Source organism: Streptomyces sp. NPDC045022, assembly GCF_056432605.1.
Map to the genome: position 1 here is coordinate 32,521 of NZ_JBWKIR010000037.1, position 12,780 is coordinate 45,300.

9 protein-coding genes and 3 pseudogenes are annotated in these 12,780 nt (G+C 70.1%); 7 read left to right on the forward strand and 5 right to left on the reverse strand.

What is annotated here, in order from left to right; translation table 11 throughout:
- Positions 1–58: 58 nt before the first annotated feature.
- Positions 59–1,054: a helix-turn-helix domain-containing protein gene (locus AC07C1_RS36840; RefSeq protein ID WP_478946355.1), complete on the reverse strand. Its 996-nt coding sequence runs from the start codon at positions 1,052–1,054 to the stop codon at positions 59–61.
- 261 nt (positions 1,055–1,315) lie between these two features.
- Between AC07C1_RS36840 and AC07C1_RS36845 the strand changes: the two genes are divergently transcribed.
- The gene (locus tag AC07C1_RS36845; protein ID WP_478946397.1) at positions 1,316–2,305 is read left to right on the forward strand and encodes a LuxR C-terminal-related transcriptional regulator; all 990 of its coding nucleotides are present in this window, start codon (positions 1,316–1,318) and stop codon (positions 2,303–2,305) included.
- Here AC07C1_RS36845 and AC07C1_RS36850 read toward each other — a convergent pair.
- The 4 genes and pseudogenes from AC07C1_RS36850 to AC07C1_RS36865 form a co-directional block, all read right to left on the reverse strand.
- Positions 2,306–2,494, reverse strand: a pseudogene (locus AC07C1_RS36850) (integrase core domain-containing protein); the annotation flags it as partial.
- A 217-nt stretch (positions 2,495–2,711) separates the two neighbouring features.
- Positions 2,712–2,903, reverse strand: coding sequence for a LamG-like jellyroll fold domain-containing protein (locus tag AC07C1_RS36855; RefSeq protein WP_478946357.1), 192 nt, complete (start codon positions 2,901–2,903; stop codon positions 2,712–2,714).
- Positions 2,851–3,087 (reverse strand): annotated as a pseudogene (locus AC07C1_RS36860) (GntR family transcriptional regulator); the annotation flags it as partial. The pseudogene AC07C1_RS36860 and the gene AC07C1_RS36855, both read right to left, overlap by 53 nt.
- Positions 3,088–3,469: 382 nt before the next feature.
- Positions 3,470–4,038, reverse strand: a pseudogene (locus AC07C1_RS36865) (transposase); the annotation flags it as partial.
- 295 nt (positions 4,039–4,333) lie between these two features.
- Here AC07C1_RS36865 and AC07C1_RS36870 point away from each other — a divergent pair.
- From AC07C1_RS36870 to AC07C1_RS36895, 6 genes are all read left to right on the forward strand, one after another.
- Positions 4,334–5,239, forward strand: coding sequence for a hypothetical protein (locus tag AC07C1_RS36870; RefSeq protein WP_478946359.1), 906 nt, complete (start codon positions 4,334–4,336; stop codon positions 5,237–5,239).
- Between the two features lie 63 nt (positions 5,240–5,302).
- On the forward strand, positions 5,303–6,598 hold the full coding sequence (locus AC07C1_RS36875; protein ID WP_478946361.1) for a hypothetical protein: 1,296 nt from the start codon (positions 5,303–5,305) through the stop codon (positions 6,596–6,598).
- 51 nt (positions 6,599–6,649) lie between these two features.
- Positions 6,650–7,048 carry a hypothetical protein gene (locus tag AC07C1_RS36880; RefSeq protein ID WP_478946363.1) on the forward strand — a complete coding sequence of 133 codons (399 nt, stop codon included), beginning with the start codon at positions 6,650–6,652 and terminating at the stop codon, positions 7,046–7,048.
- Between the two features lie 19 nt (positions 7,049–7,067).
- On the forward strand, positions 7,068–7,343 hold the full coding sequence (locus AC07C1_RS36885; RefSeq protein WP_478946365.1) for a hypothetical protein: 276 nt from the start codon (positions 7,068–7,070) through the stop codon (positions 7,341–7,343).
- 28 nt (positions 7,344–7,371) lie between these two features.
- A complete protein-coding gene (locus tag AC07C1_RS36890) occupies positions 7,372–9,063 on the forward strand; it encodes a hypothetical protein (protein ID WP_478946367.1) in 1,692 nt (563 codons plus the stop codon).
- A complete protein-coding gene (locus AC07C1_RS36895) occupies positions 9,060–12,779 on the forward strand; it encodes an AHH domain-containing protein (RefSeq protein WP_478946369.1) in 3,720 nt (1,239 codons plus the stop codon). The genes AC07C1_RS36890 and AC07C1_RS36895 overlap by 4 nt, the downstream gene beginning before the upstream one ends.
- The last annotated feature ends 1 nt before the right edge of the window (position 12,780 follow it).

Sequence of the window (12,780 nt, forward strand, 5' to 3'; positions counted from 1 at the left end):
CAGCATGGCGTTGCCCCGTGCCTGAAGGCCGGGGCTGCGGCGAAGGATCCGTGAGCAGCTAATGGCTTCGCTGTGCGAGCGAGCCACTGCGGCGCAGCGTTGCGGGTGTTACGCCGTACCAGCGTTGTACCGCCCGTCGCAGGGAGCGGGCGTTGGCGTAGCCGCTTCGGGCGGCTATCGCGTCGATGCTGAGATCGGTGCTGCGCAGCAGGTGCGTGATGCGGGTCCGACGCACGGTCTCCAGCTCGTCGTTCCATGTCGTGCCGTGTTCGTCAAGGCGACGCTGGAGCGTTCGGGCGCTGATGGCGAGGCGCTGTGCCACCGCGGTGAGCGTCGGGGAGGGCTCGTCGTGGACGGAGGCCAACGCTGTGCGGAAGAGGTCCAGCCAGTTGCGCAGCGGGGCGGCGGTGGCCAGGGTCTGCTCGGCGTGTCTTCGCAGCACTGAGGACAGACCGGGCTGGGCGTGTGCTGTCGGGGTCTTCAGGTCGGAGGCGAGGAAGGTGATGGAAGTGTCCGGTGCCTCGAAGTCGATGGTGCGGGTGTCATACAACCCGACCAGGGTGTCGTGCCGGCGGGGTGCTTTCGCGGCGAGGGTGACGCGTAGGGGTACGAGGCGGCGCCCTGCGGCCTGGCTGAGGCGCTGCTGGTACAGGCCCAATGCGTAGCCGCGGATGGCGCAGGCCGCGTCGTTCGTCAGATCGGCCTGGTTGACGTGGCTGATCGTGACCTGTTCGCCGTCCTCCATGATGCGCAGGGCGTCTGTTGCCGGGTCGGCGACGACGCCGAAGTAGGCCGAGGCGTCTTTTATGCCCTCCAGCGGACTGGGTGCACAGGTGATCAGGTAGTCCCAGACCCCGAGCGTGCCGATGCCCGACTGCTGCGTCAGCAGTCCGGACACCTCTGGCCAGGCAGCACAGGCCGTCGTCAGCTCCGCGATGTGATTGCTCGTGACGGCAGGGGGGCGGCACATGTCGTCATTGAGGTGCTCAGGAGCCAGACCCAGCAGGTGCGCGTACTGGTCCTGAGGTACGCCGACGAGGCGTGCGGTGCGCACGCTCAGACGAGTGAGGGCGCTGGAGGTCGTTCCCTGGTGCGTAGGCAAGATCACATCCGCTGTGCATTAGGCCAGCAGGTCATCACCGCCCCCGGGCGTCCGGTGTCCGAACTGTCCTGTGTGCAGCTGCCTGTGGCGCGTACTGTCCCCTGGACGGCATACACCGTCCCTCATCTGACCCTCTGCCCCTCCATAACGTTGTGCCGCTCCGGCATCGAAACTGCTGATGCCTGCGAGGATGTGGTTTTTTTGGGGGTGTTCGTGCTGGAATCACTCGGGCTTGATCGGGCCGTGGAATCGGTCTACCGAGCCGTCCTGGGCCATGACGACAACGGGGTGGCCCAATTGAGCGCACGGCTGTCGCTCACCGAGGCCGAGGTGCGCGAGTGCCTGGACCAGCTCGTGGATCTTCAGCTGCTCCAGCCGTCCCGGGACGTTCCCGGCGTGCTGCGCGCGGTTAGTCCCGAGGTGGGTCTGGAGATCATCCTGCGTCGGCAGGAAGCGGAACTTCTGCGCCGTCAGGCGGAGCTGGCTCGCAGCAGGGAGGCCGTGGCCCGTACCGTTGCCGAGTTCGCGACGCTGCGACCTGGCACTCGTGAGGACGGCGCCGAGCGGCTCATCGGCCTCGATGCCATCCAGCACCGTCTGGAGGAGCTGGCCCGGCAGCTGCGCGAGGAATGCCGTGCCATCGAACCGGGCGGTGCCCAGTCGCGGGCGAGCCTGGAGGCGTCACGACCGCTGGACGAACAGGTACTGGGCCGGGGCGTGCAGTTGCTGACCGTCTACCAGGACAGCGCCCGCAACGACCCGGCAACCTTCTCCTACGCACGCTGGATCGGCGAGCAGGGCGGACAGGTGCGCACGAGCCCGGTCCTGCCCCCGCGCATGCTGATCTTCGACCGGCACACCGCAGTGGTGCCCATCGATCCGGCCGACACCCGCCTGGGCGCCCTGTGCACGAATGCACCCGGCATCGTGGCATCCCTGCTCGCCCTGTTCGAACAAACCTGGGAGTCGGCCGTCCCGCTCGGCGCGGACCGTTGGGGCGCCGCCGAGGACGAGGAGACCTCCCCGGCGGAGCGCAACCTGCTCAAGATGCTGGCCTCCGGAATGACGGACGAGGCCGCAGCCAAGCGTCTGGGAGTTTCCCTGCGAACGGTGCGGCGCCAGATGGCCGCCCTGATGGAGCGCCTCAACGCCTCCAGCCGCTTCGAGGCGGGACTCAAGGCCGCCCAGCGCGGCTGGCTCTAGGGTGTGCTGGCCGGAGAGGTTGGTTCCGCGGCTGGCTGGTGGTTGGCCGCCGATGCCGGGGTGGGGCCGGTGGTGGTTGTACCAGTCGAGCCAGTCGGGGAACGCTGCCTGCCGTTGGGTGTCTGAGGTGTAGGGCCGTAGGTAGGCCCATTCGTCGAGCAGGGTGCGGTTGAAGCGTTCGACCTTGCCGATGCTCCTATAGCTGTCAAGGAAGGTCAGGCTGCGGTTGCCATCTCTTGGCGGGAGGGTGGCTGCGCTGGGGTTCGCCGGACGAGCAGGCCGTAGACCTCACGGGCGATGTGTCGTTTCAAGCAGCGAATGATCTCGGTCTTCGTCTTGCCTTCGGCTGTCCGGCGGGTCACGTAGACGCGTGTGCGTGGCTCCCAGGCCATGCGGCTGACGGCGATCATGTAGAGGGCCTGGTTGCCTGACGGACGCAGCCGCCGATGGTCAGGGGCATGGACGAGTCGTACTGCGGGGTGGGGTTGGTGGCCGTCCCCATCAGACTGCCGTTCTGGTAGATCGACATCACGCCGGTGCCGGCGTCACCGTCCACCGGAGCGGTGTAGGTGACCAGCAGGTGGGTCCAGGTGCCCATCGGTAACGAAGCTGCCGCGGCCTTGCACGACGTCGACGAGTCCCTCGTCACTGAGCACGCGCAGCGCGGCCAGGGCGGTCATGCCGGCGATCGTGTACTGCTGCCGGAGGATGCGCAGGGACGGTAGTTGCTCGCGCGGCTTGAGCCGGGCGGTCAGGATCTGCCGCCTGAGGTCAGCGGCGGCCCGCCTGTACGGGGCAGGGCAGGATCCGCCGGCAGGTGCGGCGTGGCGCCGCCCACCATGCTCACCGTCCGCCCCGGGCTGTGTCCTTGCGGGGCCGGTTGGCCTCCCGGCCGATCTGGGCGGCGACCTGCCTGATCTCCGTCTGTATGACTGTGGCGGAGCAGCGCCCCGGCCGCCCTGAGCGGTCGCCCTTTCCGTGTCGGCTGACGGGGACTGTCAAGACGCTGGTGTCCAATCCGGGTGGCGGACGCTCTTGGTGCGCGCATGGTGCTGTTCGTAGTGCCCAACCCGGCCCTGACGGCCGCTGGCGTGGCGCCGTGATCGTCTCGTCCATGGATGCGGAGCCTGGCCCTACCCCTATGCGAAAGTCGGGGTGTCCGTGGGAGACAGGGGACCTTCGGAAGATCCGCCAGGACTTCAGCAGTGCCATGCCCCGTTCGACGGGGTGCCCGGAGCGGTTACGTGGCCCAGTGGCCGGTTGACCGGCCGGCGCCCTGGTAGGCGCGGTCGGCCAAGACGGGGACGTCCTGGCGTTCGCAGATCCGGGTGATCCGGTGGGTGCGGGCTGCGGTCAGGTCGTGGCACCGGCCCGGCAGGGCCGGCGAGATCCACAGCACCCGCCCGGTCGGGTCGGTCACGAGCTGCCCGTTCACGCCGTGTGTGAGTAGTCGGCCCGGCCGTCGCCCACACGGTCGCACTCGGCGAGCGTCCCGTCGAGCAGTACGTACGCCGGTTCGTGCTGGCGCAGGACCTTGAGCAGACCGGGCGCCCGGGCGGCCAGGAGGGTGATCACCTCGGCTGTGTAGGCGTGGGCGGTGCCGACCGAGATACCGAAGCCGGCAGAGATCTGAGCCAGGGCGTCGTGCATGCGCAGGTACACCAGCCCGACGAGCCGCGTTGGTGCGGCGGGAGCTTGCAGCGGCGGTCACCCTTGCGGGTGACGATGAGCATGGTGACCCACTCGACCAGCGTATGAGGCAGGTCGAGTGCGGCAGGATATAGGAGCCAACCAGGCACTTGCGCTGATGAGTTGAGAAACTTCGAATACCTGATTGTTCGACCGGGTCGCCCTGACCGTCACTTGTCTCGATCTGAAGTTCGGTCGGACTGGTTGCGGCGACGGTGACCTGGAGATCGAGGTGCCGTCCGTACTCGAACGGCGTAGTGTGAAGAGAGTGATCAACCGGTCCGGAGCGTCGGCCATTTATGCCCTCCGGACGGTGTACCAGCGGTGCATCACACGCCGGTGACCCAATGGACCCGAATCCTGCCGGTGTGCTGCGCACCGCTCCGCCCCTTGTGGGAGTCCCTGCTGCGCGCGGGAAGCGAGATGAACGGGTTCGCCGACCAACTCATGATCCGGTATCTGGCGCAGGAACAGGCCAAGCTGCTCCTGGCTCCCCAGGAGGACACCGACCGGCGCCGGGTACGGGACCTGCTGGCGAGCGTCTACGAGCCGAGCCTGCTGGAAGTGCGCGTGGTAGACGACCTCACGGTCAGGGCGACAGGCTTCCAGGTACCCGTGACCGCCCCCGTGACGGTCCGGGGGAGCTGGGAGCAGCTACTGCCGGACATCGCTCAGGGGCGGGCCGTGCTGGAGTTCCCGGGGATTGCGCCGCCGCAGTGGATCGACCTGGCACTGGAGGCATTGATCACCGCGCGGGTCGAGCTGACCTCGGGGGCGCTCGACGCGATCGCCGACGAGGACCTCACTGCCCTCACCGAGGAGAAGTTCGCCCAGCGCTTCTCCTTCATCGACCTCGCGGAGCTGATGCGACGCGCCAAGGTCGCCGACTTCAGGGAGCTGCAGGAGGAGTTCCCCCGGCTCTACCGCCTGCACTACGCGCAGCCGCCGCCGTTCGACCCGGCCGCGCCGGGCCGGACGTACCAGCTGCGTGTTTCGGTGCTGTTCTTCCCCATGCTGGACCTCGGTGCCGCACTGCGCCGACTGGTCCGGTGCCGGAAGGCGCTGGACGACTCGTGCCCGCGACCCGACGAGTACGACGGTGGAGCCCTGCTCGCTGTCAGTGCGTGGCTGGCGGTCTTTCCCACCGCCGCGCTGCCACTCCCCAACGCCTCTATGACCGCACAGCAGGTGTCCGACCTGCTGGCCGCCGAAGGCTTCGTGACTGCGTTCGTGGACGCCTCGTGAGCAAGCTCGGACAACGGAGCGTCACATCTGTCCCACCGTCAGACCTCACGTAAGGAGCGGTCGATGGCGGTCAAGTATATCGATGTCACCGCTGGCAGCGACCTGTTCGCGCCCGCCATCAGGGCGTTCGGAGACATTGCGATCATCGGCAGGGGCGGCTTCGCTACGAAGAAGTCGCGGCCCGTGGACCTCGCCTCGCCGGCGGAGGCAGCGGGTGCGTACCCGCACGGGGCGACCGAGCTGGTGGCCGCTGTCGAGAGCGGCTCCGACTCCCTCGACGTTCCGGTGGACATACCGGTCGGCACCCTTGTGCGGATCGGCGCGGAGGCGACCTCGGAGGTCCGCACCGTCAAGGACTCGGCGGTCGCCGGGACGAACTTCACCCTCACCCTGGACACAGCACTCGACCAGCCCCACCCCGCCGGGACCGAACTCCAGGAGGAGCAGGACAGCGACCTCCTCCGGGCGGTCCGTACAGTCTTCCGGCAGTCGCCTCCGCCCACCAGGGTCTGGGGCGTCCAGGTGGACTTCGGCACGCCCCTGTGGGGCGAGGCGCTCGACGATGTGGGCAGGCTCGACGTGCAGATCGTGGCGCTCGCCAACATGCCGCTCAACGATGCGAACAGGGCCACCCTCGGCCTGCTGGCGGACCATGTGAAGCACGCCGACGGAGACGGCAAGGAACGCATCGGCGTCGCCATGATCGACCGCACTCTCAGCGCCGAGGACATGGTCAAACAGAACGCGGCGCCCGTGAAGAACGAACGGATGGTGCTGGTCGCCCACCACTCCCCGGACGATGTGGCGGCCGCGGCAGCGGGAGTGATCGCCGGGTACCGGCCGCACGTCTCGCTGCTGCTGAAACCGATCGACATCGCGATGACCGAGCTGTTCGCCGAGGCCGACATCACCAAGCTCGACGAAGGCCGGATCAACTGGATCACCAGCCCGGTGCTGCTCCCCGGGCACGCGCTCTACCTGGGCGAGGGCTACACCGCCGACGAGAGTCTCGGCAAGAAGTACATCGACGTCGTTCGTACCCTCGACGACATCAACTTCCGGATCAAGGCCCAGCTGATCAGGGCGATCGGCAGCCTGAGGATCTCCCGGATCGGCCTGCGTGCCGTACTGACGATGGTCGAGTCGGTGCTCTCCCCGCTGGTCCAGCAGGAGGTGATCGAGGACTTCGCCATCGTGATCCCGCTGCTGGCCCTGCTCGACAAGGACCAGGCGCAGCTGTCCGGGGCTGAGCAGCTGAAGATCAAGAACGCCCGGAGTGCGCGGGAGATCCCCATGATGGTCGCGGTCGTCTACGCCGGCGCCATCCACCGGCTGAAGATCGACCTGGTCTTCACCTGACCGGAGCCCGACCGGAACCCGAGCAGGGATCACCCAGGGAAGTGAGAGACCATGCCCGACGCCACCAAGTGGGACACCCGGCTGGCGGTGATGCTGGACGGCGCTGCGGTGTCACCCATCGACTCGTTCAATCCGACCTTCAACGTTCCGGTCCAGCCGGTCCATTCGCTGGAGGCCGACAACGTCGCCTACGTCGTTCAGCCGAAGGCGTTCACCTTCACCATGGCGATCAAGGCCATCGGCACGGCCGTAGCCAAGCTGACCGGGCTCGCGCTGAGCCGCACCGGATTCAGCATCGGCGTTCAGGAGCTGACGGGGACCGACTGGACGTTCCAGCAGATCACCTTCCACGACTGCTACATCACGTCCGTCGCCAACACCATCGTGATCGACGGCGTGCCCACCACCACGTTCAACTGCATCTGCCTGCAGGTCAGCCCCAACACCTGAGCCGCACAAGGAGGTTGTGATGACGGATCCGGTACCCGGATCGGGGGAGGAGCCCCTGGCCCCCGAAGAGACCGTGCTGCCTGTGGCCCGCGACGGGCTGGTGGCGGTGAGCGCGGGGGAGGAGATCGTCGTGGCGCCCGGCTCCGAGGCCGCGGTGGCCGCCGCTGCCGCCCGCGCGGGCGGCGAGGTCCACTACTGGTTCCCCGTCAAGGTGGTGCTCGCCGACGGGGGCGCGCCGGCCGACGACGACGTGGTGGACGCCATCTGCGATGCGCTCTACGGGGCGCTGAGCTGAACCTGCCGGGCCGACCTGAGGAGCGGGCATGCCACGAATATCGTGCCACTTCCCGATCACGGTGTCGCTGGGGCCGGACACGTCGTCGGCGGATCTGGAACGACTCGGGCAGGCCGTCGCCGAGCGGCTCACCGAGCGGCTGGGCGAGGCCCGGCAGCAACTGGACGGGCTGCTGCTCACCGCGTCGGAGCCGGCGGTCAGCTCGGTCGGTCCGCTCGGCCGTCGTCCGGAGGAACCCGCGGACCCGGGCCGGATCACCGAGGACGGCACGGTCTACCGAGTGCCCTGGTACGACGCCGGCGGTGCGCTCCGGCCCGTCGAGCTGCGCGCCGCCGCGCCACCGCCCCCGTCCGGCGCGGGCCAAGCCGGCGCCCAACCGGCCGCGGACCAGCCGTTCGACATCACCGCCGCGCATGCCGGGGGCACGTACGGCGAACACGACCTGCCGTTCGAGCTCGGTCGGCGCGGGATGCGGCTGCTGGTCACGTCGTCCGGCCCGGGCGCCCACCAGCTCACCGGACACGGTGTCGACGCCGTGGCCTTCAACCCCTCGAACGGCGAGATCTGGCTGATCGACAACAAGGCCACCGGGCGGCGAGGCAAGCTGGAGGGCAAGATCGCCACGGCCCTCGGCGAGAGCCTTGGCAGCAGCCTGAACGAGGCCGTCACGCAGGTCCGGGGCATGCCGGACTTCCCCGAGAAGGCCGGCATCGTCCGGCGGCTGGAGAGCGCGCTGGAGGCCGTCCGGACCGGAAAGCTGATCCCCGAGGGGCTGGGGATCAGGCTGAAGCTCACCAACGCGGGCGGGTACGGCCAGGGCGCACGCAACCTGCCGCCTCAGGTGGAGCCGGAGGACGTGGTCGGACCGGAGGTCCGGGCTCAGCGCAGGAAGGACGAGGCCCGGGCAAGGAAAGAGGACGTGCGGACCGGTCGGCCGGTTGGTCACGTGGACACCGCGGCCATGCGGGAACGAGTCGGCGGCACCCGCTCGCGGAAGCCGGTGCCGGGCGGGCAGCCGGCGCCGGAGCCCGGGCCGAAGCCGACACACCCACCAGCCGCACCGCAGACCCACATAACCGAGACTCACATACCGGAGGCGCCCGCGCCGGCGAAGTCCGCCCGCCCGCAGCTCGGCCACCGCCTGCGGGCGATTGGTGGTGAAGTGCTTGTGCTGGCCGCCCTGTCGGTCTGGGAAACGCTGGTCTCCAAGTTGGAACAGGCCATCGAGAGCGCATGGCTCCGCGCACAGACCGACCGCCGGATGCGGGAGCTCGAACCGGTCGTCACCGCCCGCCTCGACGCCCTGGCCGACGACCTCGCCGAGGTGCAGCTCGCCCACCCCGGCGCACCGCTGTTCGGGGTGATCAGCCTGCTCACCACGGTGTACCGGGCGTCTGGCGAAGGCGAGGAGGCGGTGGGCTGCTCGATCGAGGTCACCGCGGTCTCGGTGGGCACGGAGAGGGTCGAACGCACCGAGCACACGCGGATCTGGGTGGGCAGCTGGGTGACCGCACGGGCACCGCGCGACCTCACCCGGTGGGTCTTCTCGGTCGCGCTGGAACCGCTGAGCAGGGCCGAGCTGCGTGACTATCTGCTGGGCCGGATCGCCGCCGAGGAGTCCGCGGCTGGCGCCTCCTCGGCCACCCCCGAGGAGCAGCTGGCCTCACAGTACCGGCGGGACGAACTGCTCCGTCGGCTGGGCGAATCGGGGACGCCGTGAACACGGGCGGCGACACCGTGTGGATCCGGCCTCACCCGCCGGAGCGGGTGGCCTTCCACGGCGGCAGCGGAGGCGGGCCGCGCCCAGAGCTGCGCCGGGCCATCGAGGACGTGCTGCTGCGGGCGGTCGCCACCGCGTTGGGGCGGCTGCGGCCGGCGGACCTACGGATCGACCTGCCGCCGGTCGCGGGTCAGGAACCGGCGCCGCCGCCGGCCGTCGGCTCGCCGGGCCCGCCGGCAGCCCTCCGGTGGCCCTCCCCGACATCGGCCGCCCCGGTACCACCCGCCGAGGAACCCGCCGCTCCCGAGCCAGCCGTCCCCGAGCCAGCCGCTCCCGAGTCCACCGCTTTCGAATCCGCGCCGTCAGAACCGGTTCGCGCGGCCCGGCTGACGCTCGCGATGTCGCTGCCCGCCGACCTAGTGGAGGGCCCGCCCGAACCGGCTACTTCTGAGCCCGCGCCACCCCCTGAGCCGGCCGCCGGACCACCCGGGCAGCCCGCCGACCGTGTTATCGAGGGCCCCAGCCCCATCGACGGCCGGGTGGTCATGATCCTGGCCGGATCCCACACGGTGACCCTCGGCGCGGAGCGCTACGTCCGGGCCTCCAACATCATGCGGGTGCTCGAACTGGGCCGGGCGGCCTTCGGCCGCGGCTCGTTCGCCATCCTGCGCGGGCCACTGGGCGAGGCGGACAGCGGGCTGTGGGCCGTCGCCACCGACCGCTCGGTCTCGGTACGGGAGCTGGTGCAGGGCTCCCAGCGCTGGACCGTCGGCAAAACCGGCCAGACGGTGGCCACCTACCAGGGCGAGGTCCTCCGGGGCGTGACGGACTCGGCCGGTCACGACTACCAGGTGCTCGCGGTCACCTCCACCGAGGGGGAGTACCTGACCCAGCTGGGCATCGCCGCGCAGAACCTTCAGGAACTCATCGAGGCGGCCCCGCCCGCGCTCGAACCGGAGGAGGTCGGGCGGCTCGTGTTCGCGGGAATCGACCGGCTGGTCGAGCAGGTCCTGGCCGGCCAGTCGGACCTCCTGGGGGAGGCCGCCGACCGCTTGGCCCGGCTCGACCGGGTGTCCTTCGGACTGACCGACTGGGCCGCCAAGCGTTGCTACCTGCGGGTCCTGCTCGAAGCCGGATCGGACGAGAAGTACCAGCGGGCGATCGTCGAGCTCCTCTGCTCGCTCCGGAGCATCACCGAACTGCACACCCTCCTCGCCGAGAACGGCCTGGTCGAGCGGCTTTACCACGACCTCGACGAGAACCTCTGGGAGCTGTTGACCAGCGTCGGCAAACGATTCGGCAAGGCCGGGAAGCTGACCGCTGGGGACATCGTCGAGTTGATCGAGCGGTCCCTCGGCATCGGCGCGAACGTGCGGGAGTCGCTCTGGGAGGCAACACAGGGCGCACCTGAGCACGCGGCGTGGTCGGCGCTCGCCGAGATCCAGACCGCCCTGGTCGGGGTCTGGGACTTCGTGGTGGGGCTTGCCAAGGGACTGCACTTCATGCTGACGAAACCTCTGGACGTCGTCAGCGGGCTGGGGCAACTGGTCCGGCTGGTGGTCTCCTTCCAGCTGGCGTACGTCGGCTATCCGCCCGCGCAGGCCGAGTGCGCGGCGCTGCTTGGGAAGGTGGGGGATGCGATCCTCGACGCTTTGAAGGGCGTGGCCGTACTCCAGGAGGCCGAGCAGTCCGCGTCCGTGCCCCCGCTCGGCGAGCAGGTGCTGCGAAAGCTCAGGTGGGCCGTGCTGATCGAACTCGCCTCCTGGTTCGTCGGCGCGGGGGAGCTGAAGGCGGCGGCCAGGGCCGTCGGCCTGACCGAGAAGACGGTGGCGATGCTGCGCATCCTGGGCGTGACCGGGAGGCTCAGGAACCTGCTCGAGGCCGATCTGATCGCCGTCCGGCTGACCAGGGTGGCCCGGGCCATGCGCCAGGGCAGCGCGGTCCTGCGCTCGCTGCGCAGCGACGCCGAGGTGCTGCGGCTGATCTCCGAACTGCCGGTGGCGGACGAACTGCGGCTGACCGAGGCGCTGGCGCGGGCTGAGGTGCGTGAGGGCCACATCCTGTCCGTCCTGGTGACGGACCGGGAGATCGGGGAAGCGGTCACCGAGGCGGTCGCCAAGGTTGAGGCGCTGCAGATCCTGGCCCGCAAGTCGGGAGGCCTGACCGAGGAACTGGGCGAGGTGTTCCGGCGGCTGGCCGGACCGGAGGGCTTCACCACCGATGAAGTCCGCACACTGGTCAAGGAGTTGGCGCCCGATGAGGGGGCCCGGCTGATCGCCGTACTGGAGCACATCGGACTGGAGCGGGTCGGTCCGCACTCGGCCGTCGGCGCCGATTTCCTGACGCTGCTGGCGGCCGAGCCCCGTCGGATGAATGCGGTTGGGGAGTTCGGCCACCCGGTCCTGCTGGCGGTGTTCGACCGTGCCGCGGGCAAGGCGGAGACCTTCGACTCGCTGCTGGTGGAATTGGCCCGGCTGAAGCTCAAGGCCCGTCAGGAGCACGCTCTCGCCGATTACGTGGGCCTCCTGGACCGGCTGACGGCGGGCGACGCCGAAGCCTGGGCCCTCCTCACTCACCGCGGCGTGGAGGCCGCGGAGCTGGACACCGGTGCGCTTCTGCAGCGGATCAGCCGGCTGCGCCTGCGCTACCTGCGTCGGGCGAAGGACCCGCGTGCCGTGGAGAACCAGATCCGCGCGCTGCGCAAGCTCGCCAGCGACGACCCGGAGAAGGCGCTGTCGGAGCTGCAGAATTTCGAGGCCCACCGCCCCGACCGGCCCGGCGTGCCCAGCGTCGAAGAGCAGGTGGCCGCCGACGTCGAGGAGGCCGGGAAGCGGGCGACGCAGGACGAGAAGGTGCTGCACCACGAGGCCGGGGAGGCGCCGCCGGAGGCGCCGGGCGCGCGTGACGAGAGGCACGCCAAGGCGGGCCGGGACCGGGCCTCCTCGGACCTCGGCGACCGGCTGGAGGCGGCGGGCGAGCCCAGGCTGGAGGGCCACGAGCCGCACCACATAGCGCCGGACGCGGACCCGCGCGGCGAGCTTGCCCGGCAGATCCTGCGGGAGGTTGGCATCGACCCCCGCAACTCGCCGCTCAACGGCGTCTGGCTGCCCCGTACTTCGGCGGACCCGTCGATCATCCTCGAGGCCCTGACCCGCCACCCGCTGGTGCACACCAACGCGTACTACCGGGAGCTGACCCTCCGGCTGCTGAAGGCCCGCCGCGAGGGCAGGGTCCACGAGGTGCTCGCACAGATCAAGTTCGAGCTGAAGAACGGCATAGCGGTCGAGGACCTTGTCGGAGCCCGGCGCGGGGAGACGTACGCACAGTGGCTGGAGTCGATCCGGAGCGAGGCCGGGTGGCTGACCGACGAGGAGTTCGACGAAGTGGTGGCGGCCACCCGCCGTGCCCCGCCCGACCCGCCGCCCGTCCCACCCGTGGCACCGCAGGCCACGCCGCCCGCCCCGCCCGCGGCACCGCCGGCCGCGCCCGGCCCTGGTCCCGCGCCCGGCCCTGGTCCCGCGCCCGGCCCTGGTCCCGCGCCCGGCCCGCAGCCGCCCCCCGAGGAGCCCCCGGTCCGTCCGCGCGTGGCACCCGAGGAGCCGGCCGGCCCACCGCCCGAGCAGCTGCCCGAGGAGTTGCCTGAGGAACTGCCCGAGCCTCCCCCCGCCCCCGCCCGGCGACGTCTGCGGCGCCCCGGCGACGACAGCGAAAGGTAGG

Bases quoted from the DNA above. Each gene is read 5' to 3' on its own strand.
- AC07C1_RS36855 (WP_478946357.1), bottom strand. From the start codon at position 2,903: ATGGGCACCTGGACCCACCTGCTGGTCACCTACACCGCTCCGGTGGAC.
- AC07C1_RS36875 (WP_478946361.1), top strand. From the start codon at position 5,303: ATGGCGGTCAAGTATATCGATGTCACCGCTGGCAGCGACCTGTTCGCG.
- AC07C1_RS36880 (WP_478946363.1), top strand. From the start codon at position 6,650: ATGCCCGACGCCACCAAGTGGGACACCCGGCTGGCGGTGATGCTGGAC.
- AC07C1_RS36885 (WP_478946365.1), top strand. From the start codon at position 7,068: ATGACGGATCCGGTACCCGGATCGGGGGAGGAGCCCCTGGCCCCCGAA.
- AC07C1_RS36890 (WP_478946367.1), top strand. From the start codon at position 7,372: ATGCCACGAATATCGTGCCACTTCCCGATCACGGTGTCGCTGGGGCCG.